Below are 23,519 nucleotides of genomic sequence, written 5' to 3'. Positions count from 1 at the left end.
TCACGGGCCTGCCCGGTTGGCGAGGACCAGACTCCGGGGGAATGCGACCGCCCAGGCTCCAGATCTCCCGGCGCTCCGTGCGCCGCCCCTCTCGACGAAAGCCCCGCCTCGGACGAGCGGTCGCGCGCCGTGCCGTGGTGCCGGTGCAGCAGGCCCGCTTCCGGCTGCGGACCTTCCGCAAGGCGTCGATCATCGCGGTGGCGCTGACGGGCCTGCTGCTGCTGCTGCTGGGACCGGCCGAGGAGGCCCTGGCACAGGATGGTGGGGTCACCGCCACCGCGGATGCCCCCGCGGACGCGCCCGAGGAGTCGAAGCGCCAGGTGCGGCCCGAGGAGGTGGCGCGCGAGGCGAGCGCCGAAGCGGAGCGGACGGTGCTGGGGGTGCGCCAGGGCTTTTTCAATGCGCTTCCCAAGCTCACCGTGGTCCTGGGGACGCTGCTGCTCACCTGGGTGGTGGCCCGCGGGATGCGAGCCCTGCTGCACAGGGTGCTGGGGCGCTGGTCCCGGGCGGAAGCCAGCACGGCGCTGGTGAGCATCTGCGTGTGGCTGCTGGGCACCGGCGTCGCGGTGAGCGTGCTGGCGGGGGACATCCGCGCGATGCTCGGCTCGGTGGGGCTGGTGGGTCTCGCGCTCTCCTGGGCGTTGCAGACTCCCATCGAGAGCTTCACCGGGTGGTTGCTCAACTCCTTCCAGGGCTATTACCGGGTGGGGGACCGTGTCCAGGTGGGGGACGTCTTCGGAGACGTCTACGCCATCGACTTCCTCTCCACCACGCTGTGGGAGCTGGGCAGCGCGGACCGGCCCGGCGCCGTGCACGCGGAGCAGCCCACGGGCCGGCTCATCACCTTCCCCAACAGCGAGGTGCTCACCGGCACCGTCGTCAACCTCACCCGGGACTTCCCCTATGTCTGGGACGAGCTCCTCGTCCCAGTGGCCAACGAGTCGGACCTGCGCTACGCGCTGGAACTGCTGCGCACTCTGGCCGTGGAGGTGGTGGGCCAGGACATGGCCGGCCCCGCTCACGAGTACGAGGCGTTGCTGCGCAAGGTCCGGCTGGAGACGAGCGTGGCGGACGCGCCCGAGGTCTACGTCTCCCTCGCCGACTCCTGGACGAATGTCACCATCCGCTACCTCGTCCACGCCCGGCAGCGCCGCAAGTGGAAGAGCCTGCTGGCCGAGCGGGTGATGGTGGAGCTCAACCAGCCGGCCCACGCTGGCCGGATCATCCCCGTGCTGCCACGCCAGCAGGTGCAGTTCCTCGGAGCGGATGGGCGGCCCACGGACGCGCCGGGGAGACGGGCGTGAGTGGTGGGGCTCACCGCCCGCGCAGCCGGAGGATCTCCTCGTAGGACTCGCGGATCTCCTGGAAGCGGCGGGACGCCTGCTCGACGGCGCCCTTGCCGAGGTTGGCGACGCGGTCCGGGTGGTGGGTGGCGGCGAGCTGGCGGAAGGCGCGCTTCACGTCCGCGTCGCTGGCCTCGGGGGTGAGGCCCAGCCGGGCGTAGTGCACCTGCCCATCGCCGAAGTGCCGCGCCGTGACGGAGCGGAACTCCTCCTCGGACAGCCCGAGCCCCTGGGAGACCCGGCGCAGCGTGTCCTGCTCGGCGCGCTGGAGGTGGCCATCCACGAGCGCCAGTCCATAGAGGGCATCGAGCAGCAGCATGCGCTCGGAGGTGGGGCTCGTCGCGGCAGGCGGCGGCGGCGTGCTCGAGGGACGGCGGGCGGGCGAGGTGCTCCTTGAGGTAGCGGGCGACGAGCCCGAGCGCGTCGGGGCCATACTTGAGCCGGTCCGCGAAATACTCGCGCACCACGCGCACCTCGTCGCGCACCACGTCTCCATCCGCGCGAGCCACCTCGATGAACAGGGCGCACAGGTGGCGGGCGAAATGGTCCTGGGCGGCGAACTCCTGGGGGGAGCGGGTGACGGGCTTGACGGTGTTCTCCGGCTCCGCGGTGTCGGAGGGAAGGAGGTTCAGCTCGTCGACCTGATGGCCCACCACGAGCCCGGCGATCACGAGCAGGACGATGGCCAGGGGTCCGCCGATCAACAGACCCACGGCCAGTCCAAGCATCGCTCCGAGAACTTTTCCAGGTGCCACGTTCGCTTCACTCCCTTGCCAGGAGGGAGTTTCGCATAGAGTCCGCCGCGCTATGGCCCAGTTGATCGACGGAAAAGCGGTGGCGGCGCGGGTGAGGGCGGAGGTGAAGGCGGAAGTGGAGAAGCTCAAGGCCGAGCGCGGCCTGGTGCCGGGATTGACGGTGGTCCGGGTGGGAGAGGATCCCGCCTCGAAGATCTACGTCACCGGCAAGAAGAAGGCGGCCGAGGAGGTCGGCTTCAACTCCTGGGAGCTGCACCCGGACGAGAAGATTTCCCAGGACGAGCTGTTGTCGCTGGTGGACAAGCTGAACAAGGATCCAGCGGTGCACGGCATCCTGGTGCAGTTGCCGCTGCCCAAGCACATCGACGCGGAGCGGATCATCTCGGCGGTGAGGCCGGAGAAGGACGTGGACGGCTTCCACCCGATGAACGCGGGCATGCTGTCGGTGGGCAAGCAGGCGCCGAGGCCGTGCACGCCGTTCGGCGTGATGCGGCTGCTGCGGGAGGTGGGGTGCGACCCGTCCGGCAAGCGGGCGGTGGTGGTGGGGCGCAGCAACATCGTGGGCAAGCCGATGGCGCTGATGCTGCTGGCGGCGGACGCCACGGTGACGGTGTGCCACCGCAAGAGCAACCTGGCGGCCGAGGTCGCCAACGCGGACATCCTGGTGGCCGCGGTGGGCGTGCCGGAGCTGATCAAGGGCGAGTGGATCAAACCCGGGGCGGTGGTGATCGACGTCGGCATGAACCGGATGCCGGATGGGAAGCTCAAGGGCGACGTGGAGTTCGACAAGGCGAAGGAGCGGGCCTCGTTCATCACGCCGGTGCCGGGCGGCGTGGGGCCCATGACGATCGCCATGCTGATGCGCAACACGCTCGAGGCGGCGAAGGCCTCGCTGTAATCCCCCCTCGATGGCCTTCCCCCTTCTCCCCCTCCTGGCCGGTGCCGCGGTCGTGTACATGGTCAATCGCCTCTCCTCGAAGTTGGAGCAGCAGCCGGCCATTGCCGGACCGCTCGTGCGGCGGCGCCTGCAGGAGCTGCGGCGCCGTCCGCTGCCTCGCGAGCTGGCGGTGCCCGCGCCGCGCCCCGACGTCTGGGGCGAGAACGGCTACCTCGCGCAGCCGCGCTACCAGGCGCTCTACAAGCCGCTCCTGCTGGAGGGGCATGCGGCCTGGGGCCTCGTCTACCACTACGAGTCCACCCACGACGGGGAAGGGCCCGACACCGTGGCCAGCTATGCGTGGCTGGACGCGCGGGGCGAGCTGCAGACGCGCCGGCTGAAGGAGAGCTACGACGGGATGCACGCGGCCCTCAGCCAGGGGAAGGGCGACATCATCCTCGACATGGACGCGAACCTGGAGGCCGACAAGGTCATCCTCGTCCTGCACGACCTGGCCTCGGGGCAGCACATCATCTACGAGGCCCTCCAGGCCGCTCCCAAGAAGGGGACGTGAGGCGCGCGCTGCGCGGCGATGAACTGGTGCGGCCGATGGTGGAGCCGCTGCTCGCCCGTCAGGGGAGCTGGTAACGAGGCTTCCTCCGGACGGCGCGGTAGGATGGAGCCATGCGTTCCCTCAACCTGGGATGCCTCGCCCTGATGCTGGCTCCCTTCGCGTTCGGCCTGGTGACGTTCGAGGCGGGCCTGCTGCGCAGCTTCTCCCTCGAGCTGTACTCGACGACCTACCCGAGCGTGATGGGGACGATCACCACCCGGGGGGTGGAGACGCTGCAGTACACCTATGAGGTGGAGGGGCGCACGTTCCAGGGGAACAACTACCAGTATTCCGTGCGGACCTCCTCCGACCCGGCGGCGTGGGCGGGGCCGGAGTTCCGCGTGGGCTCCCCCGTCCGGGTGTTCTACCGGTATGGCTCGCCCTGGGAATCGGTCCTGGTGAAAGGCGTGCAGGGACGCACGTTGCTGCTGCTGCTGGGGTTCACGCCGGTCAACCTCGCCTTGTTCGTGGGCCTGTTCCTGGCGGTGCGCTCGATGAGGAAGTCCCGGTTGGGAGTCCGGGTTTTCGAGCGGAACGGCCGCACGCATGTGCGTCTGACGGACAAAACCCCCCTCCTCATGGGGCTCGCGGGAGCGGGCGCGGCGGCCCTCGTGCTCTGCATCGCCGTGGGCGCTGTGATGGGGCTCGATGCGCCAGTGCCCGCGGTGGTGATGGCGTGGGGATTCGCGGTGGCCGCGGGCGTGGTGGCCGACCGGTGGTGGCAGGCGCGGCTCGACACGGGGCTCCATGATCTGATCCTCGACGAGCAGGCCCGGACCCTCTCCCTGCCGGCGACGCACGGACGCTCCACGCGGCGTGACGTGGAGTGGAGCGCCATCAAGTCCGTGCTCCTCGACAAGGAGACCCGCCGGAGCAGCAAGGGAAGCCTCTCCGAGAACTTCCGTTGCATGCTCCGTATCAACGGGGCGGGTCGCGCCGAGCTCGTGCGGGAATGGCAGGGTGACGCGGACCGGGCCGCGAACCTCGTGAACTGGTTGCAGGCCCGCCTGGGGCTCGACGAGTCTACCCTCGTGGCCCCGCGTGCCCCCGCCCCCGTGGCGAAGAAGAAGAAGGTCCGGTACTAGCGCCGGACCTCCATCCTCAGAAGAAGAAGCTCACGCTCGCCTGGGCGTTGAAGGGCGCGCCGGGGGTGAAGTGGAGATCCTCGCACCCCTCGAAGGCGTCCGCCTCGCCCGAGGGCCGGGTCCCCACGGGGCAGCTCTCCGGGCCCGTCTCGGACGGCAGCCGTGAGACGTTGGCGAACTGGGCCTCGCGCCAGGCGGTGTTGAGCAGGTTCTGCACGCTCAGGTTCACCTCGTAGAAGGAGCCCCGGTAGCCCAGCGTCGCGTCCACGCGGGTGAAGCCCTCGGCGGTGAGGAAGCGATCCTCGGTGGCGGGGCGATCGCCCAGGTGCAGCACGCCGAGCCGTCCGTAGAAGCCGCCCGGGTGCCGCGCGGACACGCCGCCGGAGAGGATGAGCGTGGGCGCGAGCGCCACCGCGTCACCGTTGCCGGCGTTCTGCACGTACGTGGCGCGCGTGAGGGTGGCGTCCGCGTCCGCGAAGAGCCACGGGAGCACCTCGAGCCGTGCCTCGGCCTCCAGTCCCTCGCGCCGGGTGGCGCCGCGCGCCTCGGTGGTGCCTTCGTCCCCCACCCAGACGAGCTCGCTGTCCAGGTCGAGCCGGAACACCGAGCCGGCCACGTCCAGCCGGCCGAACAGCCGGGTGCGAGCGCCGAGCTCGTACCCGCGCGCGCGCGTCAGCGGAGTCACCGGCTCCGGCAGGCGCACCACGCCGCGCGCGTCGTTGGAGTGAAAGCCGTGGCCGTAGTTGACGTACACGTCGGTGCCGGGGAGCGGCGTGAGGACGAGACTCGCCTTGGGCGAGACACGGGCGGCCTGCTCCACCCCCGAGGTCTTCGTGCCGGGCGTGGCCAGGTCCTCCCGGTGGTCCTCCACGTCGAAGCCGAAGGAGTCCGCGCGCAGGCCGAGCACCGCGCGCAGCCAGGGCGTGAAGGTGATGTCCTCCTGGGCGTACAGCCCGAGGCTGCCCTCGCGGATGCTGGCGTCCACCACGCGCTCCAGCCGCTCGCGGTCCCTGTCGTAGCTCAGCCCGTTGTCGATGGTGTCGCTGCGCAGCTGCGTGCCGAGCGTGGTGTCGAAGTGGATTCCGCCCCACTGGCGCCGGAAGCGGTACGAGGCGTTGAAGCCGAGCATCGTGCGCCGGTCGTTCTGCTCGATCATGTCTCCGTTCACCGGGTCGCGGCTGAAGAAGGTGAAGTCGGAGTAGAGGTTGAGCCGGTACTGCACGGCGTACGCCATGACGTTCACCTCACCGTCGTGGGTGAGGGTGCGCCAGGTGGCCTGGGCGCTGTGCCGCTGCGAGTTGCCGCCCTCGGCGCCGTTCAGTGTGGCGAAGCGATCCAACCTGCCGGCATTCACCTCGCGCAGGGGAATCTGGCCGCTCGCGTTCCAGCCGCTGCCGTAGGAGGTGAGCGCCAGCGCCAGCGTGGAGGTGGGGGAGACGTGGCGCGTCACCTGGGTGAGGAGGCTGTAGCGTTGCAACCGCTCGGGGTTGAGGAAGGGCCCGTTGGTTCCGTACACCTGCCCGGCCACCACGGGGCTCCAGCCCTCCACATCCGGGGCGGCGACGAAGAGTCCGCGCCAGGTGTCGAAGGAGCCGCCGCCCAGGGTGAGCTGGCTCGTCTCGAAGTCGCGGCGGGTCACCAGGTTCACCGCGCCCGCGGTGGCGAAGTCCCCGTCCTGCGCGAAATAGGGGCCCTTGCGCACCTCCACGCGCTCGATGAGCTCGGGGATGACCCAGTTGAGGTCCGCGTAGCCCTGGCCGTGCCCGTGGCTCACCATGTTGACGGGGATGCCGTCCACGGAGAGCGCCACGTCCGTGCCGTGGTCCGCGTCGAAGCCGCGCAGGAAGTACTGGTTGGCCTTGCCGCCGCCCGCGTGCTGCACGACGTAGAAGCCGGGCACCACCTGGAGGATGTCCGCCGGGCGCGGATGGGGGCGCAGCAGGAAGTCCCGGTCCCGCACCGTGGAGGACGAGGCCGCCGTGAAGGGCCGCCGTGCCGTCACCGTCGTCCGCATGTGCGAGGACTCCTCCGGGGGCCGGGGCGTGAGCGCCTCCGGTTCGGGGGCGGGAGGCGGGGGAGCCACGGGGGCCTCCAGAGGAGGAGGCTCGGCCGGAGCGGGGAGCACGGGAGCGTCGGAGGGAGCGGGGTCCTGCGCGAGAGCGGGAACAGCGCACACGAATGCGGCGATCGCGGCCAGAGGGGCCGCGCGAGTAGACAGCATGGGGGAACGACCTCGATGCGAGAGGGGGAACGAAGGAGACAGACCGGCGTGTGGAACGTCGGTGCCGCCTACGGGGCCTGAGGCATCGCGGTGGGGCGGAGCGGCGCACCCGGCTGGGCGCGCTCCTGTCCCAGGTGCCGGGCGCCGACTTCGACCCAGAACACCCGGAAGGGGGGCAGGGCGAGCGAGGGCAGCGCCACCGCCTGGAGGTGCTCGACACTGCCGGTGCCGTGCGTGTGGCCGGCCGGCTTGTCCGGGTGCTTTCCGTGTGGGCCCGCCGGGCCGTGCGAGTGCGGTTGGCTCTCGTCGTGCGGGGCGGGGGGCTCGGGCGCTTCAGCCCGCTGGTGGGAGACCCAGACCCGGGCCGCGGGCGCGGAGGAGGAGGGGAGTGCGCCACCGTGCCCGTAGATGGCGTGGAGCACCGGCGCGAAGGCGAGGCCATACACGGCCACCCACAGGCCGAGCCAGCCCAGATCTCGGCGGTCCTCCCTCGTCAACAAAACCGGGTGCTCCTCTTCGTGGCTGGAAAGTGCGCCTCCCCAAGCCACGAACGGGCCACTTTTGCAAGGCCCGCGCTACGAGCGCACGAAATCGCGCACGAGCTGGCTGACCTCCCGCGGCTTCTCCAGGGCGATCCAGTGGGTGCCGTCGGGGATGCGGTGGATGGTCAGGTTGGGCACCAGCTCCTTCAGCCCGCGCTGCCCGTCCGGAAGCAGGTAGGTGTCCTGCTCGCCATGGATGAGGAGCACGGGCGTCTGCACCACCAACTGCTCCGGCTTGAGCCCCTCCAGCAGGTTGCTGCCGCCCGGGTGGCCCTCACCGTCCGGCGGTCCCATCTTCGCCGCCCGGTAGTAGTTGAGCATGCAGGTGATGGTCCCCGGCTGCTTCCAGGCGCTGATCCACTCGGAGGTGTCCTCCTCCGACAGGATGGCGCCGTGGGCCCGGGCGTCATTGAAGACGGCCTGCTTGGGCCAGGCGAAGTCGTCGCCCATGATCTGCGGCTCGGCCTGCGGCGAGCGGAAGACGAGCATGTACTGGGCCGCGAGCTGCTGGCGGGGGTTCTCGCGCAGCTCGCGGTCGAACAGGGCGGGGTGCGTGATGTTGAGCGTGATGAACCGGTGCACCAGGTCCGGGTGGCGCAGCAGGAAGCTCCACCCCAGCAGCGCGCCCCAGTCCTGGCAGACGATGGACGCCTTCTTCAGCCCCAGGTGCTGGATGAGCCCGCGGATGTCCTCGACGAGGTGCTTGATGTGGTACGCCTCGACCTCCCGCGGCTTGGAGCTCAGGTTGTAGCCACGCAGGTCCAGCGCGATGACGAGGTGATCCTTCCCCAGCTCGTTGAGCTGCTTCTTCCAGGCGCCCCAGTACTCGGGGAACCCGTGAATGAAGAGGATCGGCTCTCCCGCACCATGCGTGACGTAGTGCAGGGTGACTCCATTGATGTCCGCGTAATGATGCTGCAAGGACCGACTCCCGGTGGGCTGGCTGGACGGCTGCGTGCGCAGGATAAGGCCGGCCGCCCCAGAGCGAAAGTCCGCTGTGACTGGACTTCCGGGCTCTTGCGTGGAACTCCCAGGGAGTGGCTTCGCGCCTCCTGGCGCGGCGCGGTCAGGTGAAGTGCTGCCGCACCTCGGGCATGCTGAGGACCCACAGCGTCCACAGGGCGAAGGGGAAGCCCAGGAAGCAGACCGGCGTGACGGGGGTGATGGCGGTGACCGCGCCCACCACCACCAGGCCCCACCGGCGCAGGCCGAAGGCGCTCCATGCCCCCACGATGGTCAGCAACCCAGCCAGGATGGACACGATCATCTTGAGCGGGGCCTCCCACTCGGTCTGCCCCCGCAGCGAGGTGGCGAAATCCGCCGGAGCGGGCAGCCAGCCCCGCATCACGGCCGCCATCACCAGGGCATAGGCGATGGTGATGACGCCCACGTTCATCAGCATGAACGCCGGGGGGCGCAGCCGCCGCAGCGCCGGCCAGCGCGGATCGCTCCGCGGAACGTTCAATCCAGGTCCACTCATGTCCGGGCCCTCAGGGCGCTCACGATCATCCGCGTCGCCGGAGACTTGTTGAGCGTGTAGAAGTGGATACCCGGCACGCCGCGCGACAGCAGCTCCATGCACTGCACCGTGGCATGCGCCACGCCGAGCTGCACCAGCGCCTCGGGCTGATCCTTCACCCGCTCGAGCTGCAGCCCCAGGCGCATGGGCACCGTGGCCCCGCACATGCGGGTGAAGCGCTGCACCTGCTCGTAGTTGGTGATGGGCATGATTCCCGGGACGATGGGCACGTTGATGCCGATGCGGCGCGCCCGCTCCACGAAGTCGAAGTAGAACGCGTTGTCGAAGAAGAGCTGCGTGATGACGAAGTCCAGGCCCGCGTCCACCTTCTCCTTCAAATGACGCAGGTCGTCGTCACGCGAGGCCGTCTCCACGTGGCCCTCCGGATAGCACGCCCCGCCCAGGCTGAAGTTGAAATCCTCCTCCCGGATGAAGCGCACCAACTCGGAGGCATGACGGAAACCCCCGGCCACGGGCTCGAAGGCCGTCTGTCCCTGGGGCGGATCCCCCCGGAGCACCAGCACGTTCTCCACCTTCGCGTCCTTCAGCCGATGCAGCACCTCGCGCAGCTCGCCGGGCGTGTGGCCCACGCAGGTGATGTGGGCCATGGCCTCGATGCCCGTCTCGCGCTTGATGCGGGTGACGAGCTCCACCGTCCTGTCCCGGGTGCTGCCACCCGCGCCATAGGTGACGGACACGAAGCCCGGCTCCAGCGGCGCCAGGTCCTCCAGCGTCTTCAGCAGGTTGGCGGTGCCCTCGTCGGTCTTCGGCGGGAAGAACTCGAAGGAGAAGCACGGGTTGGATGGATTCAAACGATTACGAATCTTCATGACGCGAGCAGTCTAGAACGTTCCAGGGGGTTCCCCGAGAGCCTTGATTGAGGGAGGTGCGCGGTTATAGTCCGCGCCGTTTTTTCACCCCCCTCAGGAGAGAACAGCATGGCCCGCCGTACGCCCCTCAACGAGGCCCATCGCAGGCTGGGCGGCAAGATGGTGGATTTCGTCGGTTGGGACATGCCGGTGCAATACACCTCCGTCATCGCCGAGCACGAGGCGGTGCGCAATGCCGTGGGTCTCTTCGACGTCTCCCATATGGGGGAGATCGAGTTCTCCGGCCCCGGGGCCCTCGAGACGGCCAACAAGCTCATCACCAACGATCTCTCCAAGTGCGCGGACGGCCAGGCCGTCTACGCCGGGCTGCTCAATGAGCAGGGCGGCTTCGTGGATGACGTGGTGGCCTACCGCTTCTCGCCCGAGCGGATCCTCATCGTCGTCAACGCGTCCAACAAGGACAAGGATTTCGCCTGGATGCAGGCGCGCGCCGAGGGCGTGAAGCCGGTGGACCGCAGCGACGACTACGCGCAGATCGCCGTGCAGGGCCCCAAGGCGGTGGGCCTGGTGCAGCGGCTGACCTCCGTGGACGTCTCCAAGGTGGGCACCTACCGCTTCACCGAGGGCCAGGTGGCCGGCGTGCAGTGCCTCATCTCGCGCACCGGCTACACCGGCGAGGACGGCTTCGAGCTGTACTGCGCGCCCGGTGACGCGGAGAAGCTGTGGGAGGCGCTCCTGAAGGAGGGCCAGCAGGACGGCGTGAAGGCCTGTGGCCTGGGCGCCCGCGACAGCCTCCGCACGGAGATGAAGTTCGCCCTCTACGGCAACGACATCGACGACCACCACACGGCCCTGGAGGCGGGGCTGGGGTGGATCTGCAAGCTGGACAAGGCGGGCGGCTTCATCGGCCGCGACGTGCTGGCGAAGCAGAAGGCCGAGGGTGTGAAGCGCAAGCTGGTGGGCTTCGAGCTGACCGGCTCCGGCATCCCCCGCCACGGCTACCCCATCCTCAAGGACGGGCAGCGGGTGGGCGAGGTGACCAGCGGCACCATGGGCCCCTCGGTGAAGAAGCCCATCGGCATCGGCTACGTGCCCACCGAGCTGGCGGCCGAGGGCTCGACCTTCGACGTGGAGATCCGCGGCCGTCCGGTGTCCGCCGTCGTGGTGAAGACCCCCTTCTTGAAGAAGTCCTGACGCAGTCCCAAGCCCTGAGCAGCCCTACCCGAGGAGCACGGACATGGCCGGCAACATTCCGCAGAACCTGAAGTACACGAAGGAGCACGAGTGGGCCCGCGTCGAGGGGTCCATCGTGGTGGTGGGTGTCACGGAGCACGCCCAGGAGGCGCTCGGTGATGTGGTGTTCGTGGATCTGCCCAAGGTGGGCGTCACCGTCACCGCCGGCAAGCAGTTCGGCGCCATCGAGTCCACCAAGGCCGTTTCGGATCTCTTCTCCCCCCTGAGCGGCAAGGTGGTGAAGGTGAACGACGCCCTCAAGGACAATCCCCAGACGATCAACTCGGACCCCTACGGGGCGGGGTGGATCATCGAGCTCGAGCCCTCGGACAGCAAGGAAGTGGCCGGGCTCATGGATGCCTCCGCGTACGGGGATCTGCTCAAGAATTCCTGATGTCCCCCGGGTCTGAATGAACGAACGAGGCCTGGGTGTTACCTGGGTCTTTTCGTCACACCCGCACTGCGAGTGCTCGAACTATGTCCTTGAACTGGAAATACCAGGAATCGTTCTCTGACCGGCACATCGGCCCGGATGAGAAGGAGCTGCACGGGATGCTGAAGACCGTGGGCGTGGGCTCGTTGGACGAGCTCATCGACCAGACGGTGCCCGCTGCCATCCGCTCGAAGGAGCCGCTGAAGCTGGCGGCGGCCGCCCACTCGGAGCACGACGCGCTCGCGGTGCTGGAGACCATCGCGGCGAAGAACCAGCTGCTCCGGTCCTTCATCGGGATGGGCTACTACGACACCCAGACCCCGTACGTCATCCTCCGCAACATCCTGCAGAACCCGGGCTGGTACACCCAGTACACGCCCTACCAGGCGGAGATCGCCCAGGGCCGCCTGGAGGCGCTGCTCAACTTCCAGACGATGGTGATGGACCTCACCGGGATGGAAGTGGCCAACGCGTCGCTGCTCGACGAGGGCACCGCGGCCGCCGAGGCCATGGCCATGGCGCTGCACACCAAGGGGGACGACAACGGGGGCGGCGCCTTCTTCGTCTCCGAGACCTGCCACCCGCAGACGATCGACGTGGTGCGTACCCGCGCCCAGCCGCTGGGCGTGGACGTGGTGGTGGGTGACCACCGCACGGTGGACCTGGGCGCCAAGAAGTTCTTCGGCGCGCTGGTGCAGTACCCGGCCACCGATGGCCTGGTGCACGACTACCGCGCCTTCGGCGAGAAGGTGCACGCGGCCAATGGCCTCTTCATCGTCGCCACGGATCTGCTGGCGCTGACGATGCTGACGCCGCCGGGCGAGTTCGGCGCGGACGTGGCGGTGGGCAGCGCCCAGCGCTTCGGCGTGCCCATGGGCTACGGCGGCCCGCACGCGGCCTTCTTCGCCACGAAGAACGCCTACACGCGCGTCATGCCGGGCCGCATCATCGGCGTGTCCGAGGACGCCCAGGGCCGCCGCGCCCTGCGCATGGCGCTGCAGACGCGCGAGCAGCACATCCGCCGCGAGAAGGCCACGAGCAACATCTGCACCGCGCAGGTGCTGCTGGCCATCATGGCCGGCATGTACGCGGTGTACCACGGGCCCCAGGGCCTGAAGGCCATCGCCGAGCGCGTGCACGGCCTGACGGTGCTGCTGGCGCGCGGCCTGCGCAAGCTGGGCTACGGCGCCAACTACGAGAACATCTTCGACACCCTCCGGGTGGAGACGGCGCCGCCGCACATCCGCGGCATCCTCTCGGCCGCCGAGGCCAGGGGGATGAACTTCCGCCGCATCGACGAGCGGGCCATCGGCGTGAGCCTGGACGAGGCCACCCGCCCGGCCGACGTGGAGGCCATCCTCGCCGTGTTCGCCGGCGCCAAGCCGCTGGGCTTCACGCTCGAGGAGCTGGGCCAGGACGTGCAGAGCAGCCTCCCCGAGGCCCTGCGCCGCACCAGCCCGTACCTCACGCACCAAGTCTTCAACAGCTACCACTCCGAGACGGAGATGCTGCGGTACATCCGCCGCCTCGAGTCGCGCGACCTGTCGCTCACGCACTCGATGATTCCGCTCGGCTCGTGCACGATGAAGCTCAACGCCACCGCGGAGATGATTCCGGTGACGTGGCCGCAGTTCGGCAAGATGCACCCCTTCGCGCCGAGCTTCCCAGGCGGCGGGCTACAAGGTGCTCTTCGAGCAGCTCGAGCAGATGCTGGCGAGCATCACCGGGTTCGCGGGCGTGTCGCTGCAGCCCAACGCGGGCAGCCAGGGCGAGTACGCGGGCCTGCTGGTCATCCGCGCCTACCACCAGAACCGGGGCCAGGGGCACCGCAACATCTGCCTGATTCCCTCGTCGGCGCACGGCACCAACCCGGCCACCGCGGTGATGGCGGGCTACCAGGTGGTCGTCGTCAAGTGCGACGAGAGCGGCAACATCGACCTGGCGGACCTGCGCGCCAAGGCGGATGAGCACAAGGACAAGCTGGCCGCCCTGATGGTGACCTACCCGTCCACGCACGGCGTGTTCGAGGAGGAGATCAAGGACATCTGCGCCGCCGTGCACGAGCGCGGCGGACAGGTCTACATGGACGGCGCGAACCTGAACGCGCAGGTGGGGCTGACGTCGCCGGCGAACATTGGCGCGGACGTGTGCCACATCAACCTGCACAAGACGTTCTGCATCCCGCACGGCGGTGGCGGCCCGGGCATGGGTCCCATCTGCGTGGCGAGCCACCTGGTGAAGTTCCTGCCGGGGCACGCGGTCATCACCACGGGCGGCAGCGACAGCATCGGGGCCGTGTCCGCGGCGCCGTGGGGCAGCGCGAGCATCCTGGTCATCTCGTGGATGTACATCGCGATGATGGGCGCCGAGGGCCTGACGAAGGCCACGAAGCTGGCCATCCTCAACGCCAACTACATCGCCGAGCGGCTGCAGGCGCACTACCCGGTGCTCTACCGCGGCAAGCGGGGCCGGGTGGCGCACGAGTGCATCGTGGACCTGCGGCACCTGAAGAAGACGGCGGGCGTCGAGGTGGAGGACGTGGCCAAGCGGTTGATGGACTACGGCTTCCACGCGCCGACGGTGTCCTTCCCGGTGGCGGGCACGCTGATGATCGAGCCGACGGAGAGCGAGTCCAAGGCGGAGATCGATCGGCTGTGCGACGCGCTGATCGCCATCCGTGGGGAGATCCGCGAGATCGAGGAGGGCAAGGCGCCCAAGGACAACAACGTCCTGAAGAACGCGCCGCACACGGCGCGGGTGATGACGGCGCCGGAGTGGAACCGGCCCTACTCGCGTGAGCAGGCGGCCTTCCCGGCGCCGTGGGTGGCCGACCACAAGTTCTGGCCGTCGGTGGGACGGCTGAACAACGTGCTGGGCGATCGCAAGCTGGTGTGCTCGTGCCCGCCGATCGAGGACTACATGTCCCCGGAGCCGTCCAAGGCGGCATGACCCGCGGGGGACTCGAATCCCCCGGCTTCACCCAGACAAGGGCCTCAGGTTCTCCGGAACCTGGGGCCTTTTGTCTTTCCGTGAGTCTCGTCTTCTCGCGAACCGAGAATCACTGCATCCATTCTCCATCCGTGCCGGATATTTCTGACAACCATGAATGCATACAACGTGATATTCCGCGTGTGACGGTATTCACGGTTCTTTCGGGTTCCAGCCTGGGGATTCAGCGCCAGGTCCGAGAGAAGGAGAGAGGCCATATGAAGCTCAGGCGCGGCACGCGGGGTTTCGCGCGGTGGAGTGGACAGGGACGTGGGCGGTTCTTCGTGGCGCTGGTGGCGCTGGCCACGGGAAGCGCGTGTGACAGCACGGACACGCAGCAGCAGCCCAACGCTCGCGGCTCGGCGAACCTGGCGGAGCGGTGTGAGGTGAAGCCGCCCTTCACGGGCCACTTCCAGCCGGAGCTGCAGTGGGAGTGGACGGGCAGCCCGGTCCTCCCCACGCACAAGCAGGTGATGATGCAGCCGGTGGTGGTGGACGTGAACCGGGACGGCACCCCGGACATCGTCTTCAGCTCCTTCGACGGCGACTTCTACAACACGGCCTACCAGAACGGTTACGACGGCAACTCCAACGGTGTGCTCCGGGCCATCAGCGGCGACACCGGGCTGGAGCTGTGGACGGTGACGGAGCCGGCGTACCGGGTGAAGCCCGCGGCCAGCATCGCCGCCGGTGACATCGACGGTGACGGCGCCGTGGAGATCTGCGGCATCCCGGAGAGCGGGCGCGGCATCATCTGCTTCGAGAACGACGGCACCTTCAAGTTCCGCTCGGCCGCGGACGCGTACGACTACAACGAGTGGGGCGGCCCCTCGCTGGCGGACCTGGATGGCGATGGTGCCGTGGAGATCCTCGACGGCAACCGCGTCTACAGCAACACGGGCGCCCTGAAGTGGGTGGGCTCCGACGGCATGGGTGGTGCCCTGTTCACCGGCCCCGTGTCCTTCGCGGTGGACCTGAACCACGACGGCAAGCAGGAGGTGGTCAACGGCCGCTCCGTCTACCGCCATGACGGCGTGCTCAAGTGCACCAACACGGAGATTCCGCACGGCTTCGCCGCGGTGGGCAACTTCGACAGCGACCCGGAGGGCGAGATCGTGGTGGTGGGCAAGGGCCTGGAGGACACCCACGGCCGGGTGAGCCTGCTGGACACCAACTGCGCGCTGCTGTGGACGCGCGAGGTGCACCTGACGGGCACGGACCTCCCGCTGCACGACAAGGCGGGCCACGGTGGCGCGCCCAACATCGGCGACTTCGACGGGGACGGCCAGCTCGAGATCGGCCTGGCGGGCGACTGGGACTACACGGTGTACGGGGCGGACGGCACGGTGAAGTGGTCCTTCCCCATCCAGGAGTACAGCTCGGGCAAGACGACCTCGACGACGTTCGACTTCGAGGATGACGGCCGGCTGGAGGTCATCTACGCGGATGAGCTGAAGCTGCGCATCTTCGACGGCGTGACGGGAGCGCTGCGCTGGGAGACGGCGCATAGCTCGGGCACCACGCACGAGTTCCCCATCGTCGCGGACGTGGACGGCGACGGCGCGGCGGAGATCGTCACGGTGGAGAACAACCACGCGGCCACCGGCTTCAACGGCGTGCGCGTGTGGCACGACAAGAACGAGGGCTGGGCCGGGACGCGGAAGATCTGGAACCAGCACGCCTACTCCGTCACCAACGTCAACAACGACGGAACCATCCCGGCGCGGCCTGCGAGCAACTGGCTCAACCCGAAGCTCAACAACTTCCGCTCCAACGTGGCCAACTACTTCGGAGAGGGCCCGAGCCCCTTCGCGGCGGCGGACCTGCTGGCCTCCGACGTGACCACGTCGTGCGACGGGTACGGCTCGCTGGTGCTCGGCGCGCGGGTGCGTAACCAGGGTGAGGCGGCGGTGGCCGCGGGAGTGAAGGTGGCCTTCTACAAGGGCAACCCGGCTTCGGGCGGCACCCTGCTGGGTGTGGCGACCGTGCCGGACGCGCTGCCGGTGGGGGGCTCCTCCATCGCCACCGTCTCCGTGGCGTCCACGGCTCACGGCGCCTCCGAGGTGTGGGCCGTGGTGGATGACGACGGCACGGGCACGGGCGCCACCTCCGAGTGCCGCGAGGACAACAACGGCTCCTCGGCCATGGGCAACCTGTCGTGCGTGACGACCCCGGCCAATCAGCCGCCCGTGGCCCTGTGCCGCGACGTCACCGTCAATGCCGACGTCTACTGCATGGGCAGCGCGAGCGTGGACAACGGCAGCTACGACCCGGACAACGGGCCGTCGCCGCTCTCCATCTCCGAGGTGCCCTACGCCTCCTTCCCGCTGGGCACGCACCCCGTCACGCTGACGGCTTCGGACGGTGAGGCGAGCGCCCAGTGCGTGGGCCGCGTCACCGTGGTGGACACCGCGAAGCCCGCGGTGAGCTGCCCGGCCTCGCAGGTGCTCGAGACGTGCTCGCCCGCTGGTGCCCCGGCCACCTTCGCGGCCTCGGCCACCGACAACTGCGGCCCGGCGCCCGTGAGCTGCTCGTACGCCTCGGGCTCCACCTTCCCGGTGGGCGAGACGGCCGTCTCCTGCTCGGCCACGGACGGCTCCGGCAACACGGCCTCCTGCGGCTTCAACGTGACGGTGACCGGCGACACCACGCCTCCGGTGCTGAGCTGCCCGACCGCCCCCGTGGTGGTCAACGCGTGCGGCGAGGGGGGCTCCACGGCCAACTTCTCCGTCTCGGCCACCGACAACTGCGGCGAGGTGGCCGTCACCTGCTCGCACGCCTCCGGCTCCGAGTTCCCCGCGGGCAACACCGAGGTGAGCTGCTCGGCCACGGATGCTTTCGGCAACACGTCCTCGTGCGGCTTCTCCGTCCAGGTGAGCGGGGCCAGCCCCTCCACGCCTCCCACTCCGGGCGCGGACCTGGGGACGGAGCTGTGGTCGCCCAACCACAAGTACGAGTACGCGCCCCTGCTGCTCTCCGAGTGCGCGGCGCCCGCGACGGATGCGTGCGGCAAGCCCCTCCCCCTGGAGAAGTACGGCCGCATCCTCCGCGTCACCTCGGACGAGGTGGAGGACGCCAACGGCAACGGTGACGGCCGGACCTGCGATGACATGGTCATCGTGAGCCCCACGTCCGTGAAGCTCCGCGCCGAGCGCGAGGGCACGGGGAATGGCCGCGTCTACACGCTGCACTACGTCGTCACGAACGACGCCGGCGTCTCCGCCCAGAGCAGCTGCCGCGTCCACGTGCCTCACGACCAGTCCGGCCGCGGCGCGGTGGACAGCGGCGTGAAGTTCTGCGTCGGCGAGGGCTGCCCCCCGGGTACCACCGAGGGGAGCTCGCTCTGCAAGTGAGTCCGTAGCCAGGTGAAGTTCGGGTGAAGTCGCGCGGGGCCCGGGACCGGTTGTCGGTCCCGGGCCCTTCGCTTTTGGACGACGTCGGGTCACGTCGTTCTATCTGGGGGCTTCTCTCACCTGCGGTGCCAGGACGGATCAGCCGCTACACCTGGATGGAACAAGTCTGTCATTGCCATCTTTGGTGTTCGTAAATAGATGGCACACATCTGCCTTCACAGTCTTTTCCGCTTACCGAGAATCAAGAGCAACCGGTACATTGGTCGAGCTTGGTTGCTTGGTGTTGAAACCGGGTCATGCCCGAAAGCGAAGGAGAGAAGCCAAATGAAACTCAAACGCAACACCCTGGTTCCCTCGGAGTGGCGGGGCCTGGGGCGTGAGCGGCTCTTCGTTGCGCTGATGGTGCTGGCTACGGGGGGAGCTTGCAGCACGTCGGCGTCGAAGGAGCAGTCCAAGGCTCGCGAGTCGGGAAAGCTGGCGGAGCGGTGTGAGGTGAAGCCGCCCTTCACGCCTGGCTTCAAGCCGAAGCTGCAGTGGGAGTGGACGGGCAGCCCGGTCCTCCCCACGCACAAGCAGGTGATGATGCAGCCGGTGGTGGTGGACGTGAACCGGGACGGCACCCCGGACATCGTCTTCAGCTCCTTCGACGGCGACTTCTACAACAACGAGATCAAGGAACAACGGAACCCCAACGTCGACGGCGTGCTGCGCGCCATCAGCGGCAACAACGGGACGGAGTTGTGGTCGGTGGAGAACTCGGAGCACCGGGTGAAGCCCGCGGCCAGCATCGCCGCCGGTGACATCGACGGTGACGGCGCCGTGGAGATCTGCGGCATCCCCGAGGATGGGCGCGGCATCATCTGCTTCGAGAACGACGGCACCTTCAAGTTCCGCTCGGCTCCGGACGCTTATGACTACAACGAGTGGGGCGGCCCCTCGCTGGCGGACCTGGATGGCGATGGTGCCGTGGAGATCCTCGACGGCAACCGCGTCTACAGCAACACGGGCGCCCTGAAGTGGGTGGGCTCCGACGGCATGGGTGGTGCCCTGTTCACCGGCCCCGTGTCCTTCGCGGTGGACCTGAACCACGACGGCAAGCAGGAGGTGGTCAACGGCCGCTCCGTCTACCGCCATGACGGCGTGCTCAAGTGCACCAACACGGAGATTCCGCACGGCTTCGCCGCGGTGGGCAACTTCGACAGCGACCCGGAGGGCGAGATCGTGGTGGTGGGCAAGGGCCTGGAGGACACCCACGGCCGGGTGAGCCTGCTGGACACCAACTGCGCGCTGCTGTGGACGCGCGAGGTGCACCTGACGGGCACGGACCTCCCGCTGCACGACAAGGCGGGCCACGGTGGCGCGCCCAACATCGGCGACTTCGACGGGGACGGCCAGCTCGAGATCGGCCTGGCGGGCGACTGGGACTACACGGTGTACGGGGCGGACGGCACGGTGAAGTGGTCCTTCCCCATCCAGGAGTACAGCTCGGGCAAGACGACGTCGACGACGTTCGACTTCGAGGATGACGGCCGGCTGGAGGTCATCTACACGGACGAGCTGAAGCTGCGCATCTTCGACGGCATGACGGGAGCGCTGCGCTGGGAGACGGCGCACAGCTCAGGCACCACGCACGAGTTCCCCATCGTCGCGGACGTGGACGGCGACGGCGCGGCGGAGATCGTCACGGTGGAGAACAACCACGCGGCCACCGGCTTCAACGGCGTGCGCGTGTGGCACGACGAGAACGAGGGCTGGGCCGGGACGCGGAAGATCTGGAACCAGCACGCCTACTCCATCACCAACGTGAACAACGACGGAACCATCCCGGCGCAGCCTGCGAGCAACTGGCTCAACCCGAAGCTCAACAATTTCCGCTCCAACGTGGCCAACTACTTCGGAGAGGGCCCGAGCCCCTTCGCGGCGGCGGACCTGCTGGCCTCCGACGTGACCACGTCGTGCGACGGGTACGGCTCGCTGGTGCTCGGCGCGCGGGTGCGCAACCAGGGCGAGGCAGCGGTGGCCGCGGGAGTGAAGGTGGCCTTCTACAAGGGCAACCCGGCCTCGGGCGGCACGCTGCTGGGCGTGGCCAGTGTTCCGGACGCGCTGCCGGTGGGCGGCTCCTCCATCGCCACCATCTCCGTGGCGTCCACGGCTCACGGCGCCTCCGAGGTGTGGGCCGTGGTGGATGACGACGGCACGGGCACGGGCTCCCTCTCGGAGTGCAACGAGGGCAACAACAACGCCTCCGCGATGGGCAACCTGACGTGCGCGGTGACGACTCCGGCCAACAAGCCGCCGGTGGCCCTGTGCCGCGACGTCACCGTCAACGCCAACACCGCCTGCCAGGGCTCCTCCACCGTGAACAACGGCAGCTACGATCCGGACAACGGGCCGTCGCCGCTCTCCATCTCCGAGGAGCCCTCCGGCTCCTTCCCGCTGGGCACGCACCCCGTCACGCTGACGGCCTCGGATGGTGAGGCGAGCGATCAGTGCGTGGGCAACATCACCGTGGTGGACACCGCGAAGCCCGCGGTGAGCTGCCCGGCCTCGCAGGTGATCGAGACGTGCTCGCCCGCCGGTGCCCCGGCCACCTTCGCGGCCTCGGCCACCGACTCGTGCAGCCCGGCGACCCTGTCGTGCTCGTACGCCTCGGGCTCCACCTTCCCGGTGGGCGAGACGGCCGTCTCCTGCTCGGCCACGGACGGCTCCGGCAACACGGCCTCCTGCGGCTTCAACGTGACGGTGACCGGCGACACCACGCCTCCGGTGCTGAGCTGCCCGACCTCTCCGATCGTGATCAGGGCCTGCGCCCCGAGCGGCACCCGGGTCAACTTCGCGACCTCGGCCACCGACAACTGCGGCGAGGTGGCGGTCAACTGCTCGCATCCCTCGGGCTCCACCTTCCCGATGGGCGAGACGGCCGTCACCTGCTCCACCCAGGATGCCTTCGGCAACGTGTCCTCGTGCGGCTTCTCGGTGGTCGTTGGTTCCACGGGCGGCGGCAGCGGTGGGGGTGACACCGATGACGACGACGACGGCGATGACGACGATGGCCACGGCCACGGCGGTGGTGGCCACGACGATGACGATGACGATGACGATGGCCACGGCCACGGTGGCGGCCACCACGATGGCGACGGCTGCGGCAAGAACCACGGCGGCGGCAAGAACCACGGCGGCGGCAAGAACCTCCTGATGCAGAAGGTCGGCTCCTTCTTCGGGGGCTTCGGTGGCGGCCACGGCAGCCACGGCAACGGCAATGGCAACGGCCACGGCAGCCACGGCAACGGCAACGGCAATGGCCACCACGACGGCTGCGGCGGCGGCGACGATGATGACGATGACGACGATGATGACAACGGTGGTGGCGGTGGCGACGAGGTGTGCGGCTACTGCAACGACGGCGCGCCTGTCGCCGGCGCGGACAAGGGCGTGCAGGTGTGGCCGCCCAACCACAAGTTCGTCACCATCTCGCTGTCCGAGTGCGCGCAGCCCGCGACGGACTCGTGCGGCAACACCCTGCCGTTGGACACGTACGGCCATGTGCTCCGCGTCACCTCGGACGAGGTGGAGGATGCCAATGGCAACGGTGACGGCCGCACCTGCGGGGACATGTCCGTCAGGGTGGGCAAGTCGTTCGTGCAGATCCGCTCGGAGCGCGAGGGCACGGGGGATGGCCGCGTCTACACCATCCACTACGCCATCACCAACGACGCGGGCCTCTCCACCGAGGCCACCTGCCGCGTGCTCGTGCCGCACGATCAGTCCGGCCGCACGGTGGTGGACAGCGGCGTGAAGTACTGCGTCGGCCAGGGGTGCCCCGAGGGCACCACCGAGGGCAGCCCGCTCTGCAAGTGAGTCAGTAATCGGGTGAAGGGGCGAGGGGCCTGGAACCGGCAGCCGGTTCCGGGCCCTTCGTTTTCGTCCCGGGATGATGCACCTGGGTTTCGGGTAGCATCCCAGGCCATGCGGATCTTCTTCCTCCTGCTCGTGGTTCTCGTGGCCGGTGACGGCCGGGCCGAACCGGACACCTTTGGTCTGGGAACGGGGAGGGACGGCTACCTGCGCCTCGATTCCGGGAGCCGCATCGTCAACCGCTATGCGCGCCTCATCGCCGATGCGCCCTCGGGCTCGAGCGTTCTGACGGTCTCGGACTCCACGGGCTTCGCCGCGGGAGACCTGGTGCTCGTCCACCAGTCCACGGGCCTCGCCGCGCCGGACTCCGGGAACCAGACGCCCCTCGACCTGGGGAGCGGCCAGGTGGGCCGCATCGAGTACGCGCGCGTGGCCTCGGTGTCCCCGGGCGTGATTCGCCTCACCGCGCCCCTGCTGTATGGCCGTGCGGGCAATCTGTCGCAGGTGGTGCGGGTGCCCGAGTACACCGATCTGGAGGTGCGCTCGGGGGCCTCGCTGCGCGCCGCTCCCTGGGATGGGAGCGTGGGCGGCATCCTCGCGGTCATGGCCACCGGACGCCTGCGCAACGACGGCCTCATCAGCGTGGACGGTGCGGGCTTCCGCGGCGGGGCCTTCCTCTCCCACGCCAACCTCAACGGGTGCACGGGCCTGGATGAGCCGGTGGCCAGTGGTGGCGCCTATAAAGGAGAGGGTCTGGCGGCCGGCCGCTTCGGCACGGCGTCCGGGCGCGGCAACCTGGCCAACGGCGGTGGAGGAGGCATCTGCCACAACTCGGGCGGGGGCGGCGGTGGGCACGCGGGGCTCGGAGGCCAGGGGGGCCGCTCCGCGCCCGCCGATGGCGAGCAGGACGTGGGAGGAATGGGCGGGGCCCCGCTGGTGTACCGGCCCTACGAGCACCTCGTCTTTGGCGGCGGCGGCGGAGCGGGGGAGGGCAACAATGATGGTGGAACAGGCGGCGGAGCCGGAGGCGGGTTGATGCTGCTCCGCGCCACGGAGGTACGGGGCTTGGGGCGCTTCAGCGCGGCCGGTGCCACTCCGCCTCCGACGCCCGGAGGTGATGGCGCGGGCGGTGGCGGGGCGGGCGGGGCCATCTCCATCCGGACCCGGGAGGAGATTGAGTGCGGTGCGGTGGAAGCTCCCGGTGGCGCGGGGGGAGACAACAGCGAGACGTCCTTTCCGCTCGCACCCGGCGGTGGCGGGGCGGGGGGCGTGGTGTTCCTCCAGGGAGAAGTCTTCGCGTGTTCGCGCTCGGTGCTCGCCGGAGCGCCCGGACGGATGGCGACGGATGGTGGCACGCACGGGGCCGGGCCCGACAGCGTGAACGCGGGCCCGGCCCTCGGCTCCGCGCAGGCTCTGTCCCGTCCGTTCGGCATGCCCTCCGCGCCCGTGCTGACGCTGCCCGCGGACGGAGCCCAGCAGGAGGGGCCGGGGCTCCACGTCGAGGGCCAGGCCGCCGCGGGGGGCCAGCGGGTTCTCCTCTTGCTGGATGGGGTGCTCCTGGCCCGGTTGGAGACGGGCGCCGACGGCCGCTTCGCATTCGACGTCCCCGAAGCCCTCCCCATGGGACACCACGAGCTGCGCGCCGTCACGGAGGAGCTCGGCGTGCACAGCCTCTCCTCCACGCCCGTCGGCTTCACGGCCGTGCCCCAGGGGAATGGTGGGGGGCCGCCCGGCGAGGTGCCGCCCGGCGAGGTGTCTCCCCTGGTGCTGTCGGTGGGCTTCGGCTGCGGGAGCGCTCCGGGCGCGGGTCTCGGGGCCGGGGCGGTGCTGCTGGCCGTGGTGGCCGCGCGCCGCCGCCGCAAGCCGTGAGCC

The 23,519-nt window shown here is 69.3% G+C and carries 15 protein-coding genes and 2 pseudogenes; 10 read left to right on the top strand and 7 right to left on the bottom strand.

Features of this window, described 5'->3' with window-relative positions; genetic code table 11:
* The first annotated feature begins 41 nt into the window (after nt 1-41).
* Nucleotides 42-1,304, top strand: coding sequence for a mechanosensitive ion channel family protein (locus ACN28I_RS11880; RefSeq protein WP_420942158.1), 1,263 nt, complete (start codon nt 42-44; stop codon nt 1,302-1,304).
* A 10-nt stretch (nt 1,305-1,314) separates the two neighbouring features.
* Here ACN28I_RS11880 and ACN28I_RS11875 read toward each other — a convergent pair whose 3' ends face one another.
* Nucleotides 1,315-1,662, bottom strand: a complete 348-nt coding sequence (locus ACN28I_RS11875) for a DnaJ domain-containing protein (protein WP_420942157.1) — start codon at nt 1,660-1,662, stop codon at nt 1,315-1,317.
* A 76-nt stretch (nt 1,663-1,738) separates the two neighbouring features.
* A pseudogene (locus tag ACN28I_RS11870) lies at nt 1,739-2,071 on the bottom strand (TerB family tellurite resistance protein); the annotation flags it as partial.
* Nucleotides 2,072-2,150: 79 nt separating this feature from the next.
* Here ACN28I_RS11870 and folD point away from each other — a divergent pair.
* The 3 genes from folD (at nt 2,151) to ACN28I_RS11855 (ending at nt 4,673) form a co-directional block, all read left to right on the top strand.
* Nucleotides 2,151-2,996, top strand: a complete 846-nt coding sequence (gene folD, locus ACN28I_RS11865; protein ID WP_420942156.1) for a bifunctional methylenetetrahydrofolate dehydrogenase/methenyltetrahydrofolate cyclohydrolase FolD — start codon at nt 2,151-2,153, stop codon at nt 2,994-2,996.
* Nucleotides 2,997-3,006: 10 nt separating this feature from the next.
* Complete coding sequence (locus ACN28I_RS11860) at nt 3,007-3,549, top strand: hypothetical protein (RefSeq protein WP_420942155.1); 543 nt, start codon at nt 3,007-3,009, stop codon at nt 3,547-3,549.
* Nucleotides 3,550-3,659: 110 nt separating this feature from the next.
* Entirely contained in the window at nt 3,660-4,673 is a 1,014-nt protein-coding gene (locus ACN28I_RS11855) for a DUF3592 domain-containing protein (protein WP_420942154.1), read from the top strand.
* A gap of 16 nt (nt 4,674-4,689) precedes the next feature.
* Here the strand turns inward: ACN28I_RS11855 and ACN28I_RS11850 are convergent, their stop codons facing one another.
* From ACN28I_RS11850 to metF, 5 genes are all read right to left on the bottom strand, one after another.
* The gene (locus tag ACN28I_RS11850) at nt 4,690-6,756 is read right to left on the bottom strand and encodes a TonB-dependent receptor (protein WP_420942153.1); all 2,067 of its coding nucleotides are present in this window, start codon (nt 6,754-6,756) and stop codon (nt 4,690-4,692) included.
* A gap of 206 nt (nt 6,757-6,962) precedes the next feature.
* A complete protein-coding gene (locus ACN28I_RS11845) occupies nt 6,963-7,391 on the bottom strand; it encodes a hypothetical protein (protein WP_420942152.1) in 429 nt (142 codons plus the stop codon).
* Nucleotides 7,392-7,469: 78 nt separating this feature from the next.
* Nucleotides 7,470-8,357 (bottom strand): alpha/beta fold hydrolase, encoded by an 888-nt coding sequence (locus tag ACN28I_RS11840; RefSeq protein WP_420942151.1) that lies wholly within the window; start codon nt 8,355-8,357, stop codon nt 7,470-7,472.
* A gap of 145 nt (nt 8,358-8,502) precedes the next feature.
* Nucleotides 8,503-8,901 (bottom strand): hypothetical protein, encoded by a 399-nt coding sequence (locus ACN28I_RS11835; RefSeq protein ID WP_420942150.1) that lies wholly within the window; start codon nt 8,899-8,901, stop codon nt 8,503-8,505.
* An 11-nt stretch (nt 8,902-8,912) separates the two neighbouring features.
* Nucleotides 8,913-9,785 carry a methylenetetrahydrofolate reductase [NAD(P)H] gene (metF, locus tag ACN28I_RS11830; RefSeq protein ID WP_420942149.1) on the bottom strand — a complete coding sequence of 291 codons (873 nt, stop codon included), beginning with the start codon at nt 9,783-9,785 and terminating at the stop codon, nt 8,913-8,915.
* Nucleotides 9,786-9,893: 108 nt separating this feature from the next.
* On the opposite strand from metF, the gene gcvT reads away from it, so the two are divergent.
* The 6 genes and pseudogenes from gcvT to agmC all read left to right on the top strand — a co-directional run bounded on the left by gcvT (nt 9,894) and on the right by agmC (nt 23,516).
* Entirely contained in the window at nt 9,894-10,979 is a 1,086-nt protein-coding gene (gene gcvT / locus ACN28I_RS11825; protein WP_420942148.1) for a glycine cleavage system aminomethyltransferase GcvT, read from the top strand.
* Nucleotides 10,980-11,022: 43 nt separating this feature from the next.
* Entirely contained in the window at nt 11,023-11,412 is a 390-nt protein-coding gene (gene gcvH / locus ACN28I_RS11820) for a glycine cleavage system protein GcvH (RefSeq protein ID WP_420942147.1), read from the top strand.
* Nucleotides 11,413-11,495: 83 nt separating this feature from the next.
* Nucleotides 11,496-14,400, top strand: a pseudogene (gene gcvP, locus ACN28I_RS11815) (aminomethyl-transferring glycine dehydrogenase).
* Nucleotides 14,401-14,657: 257 nt separating this feature from the next.
* Entirely contained in the window at nt 14,658-17,792 is a 3,135-nt protein-coding gene (locus tag ACN28I_RS11810) for an HYR domain-containing protein (RefSeq protein WP_420942146.1), read from the top strand.
* Nucleotides 17,793-18,116: 324 nt separating this feature from the next.
* On the top strand, nt 18,117-21,650 hold the full coding sequence (locus ACN28I_RS11805) for an HYR domain-containing protein (RefSeq protein ID WP_420942145.1): 3,534 nt from the start codon (nt 18,117-18,119) through the stop codon (nt 21,648-21,650).
* Between the two features lie 108 nt (nt 21,651-21,758).
* Complete coding sequence (gene agmC / locus ACN28I_RS11800; RefSeq protein WP_420942144.1) at nt 21,759-23,516, top strand: adventurous gliding motility protein AgmC; 1,758 nt, start codon at nt 21,759-21,761, stop codon at nt 23,514-23,516.
* Nucleotides 23,517-23,519: the final 3 nt, after the last annotated feature.

Origin of the sequence: Archangium gephyra, assembly GCF_049060025.1 — a bacterium.
Classification (GTDB): Bacteria; Myxococcota; Myxococcia; order Myxococcales; family Myxococcaceae; genus Archangium; species Archangium gephyra_A.
This window is presented reverse-complemented; position numbering and strand designations above follow the sequence as displayed.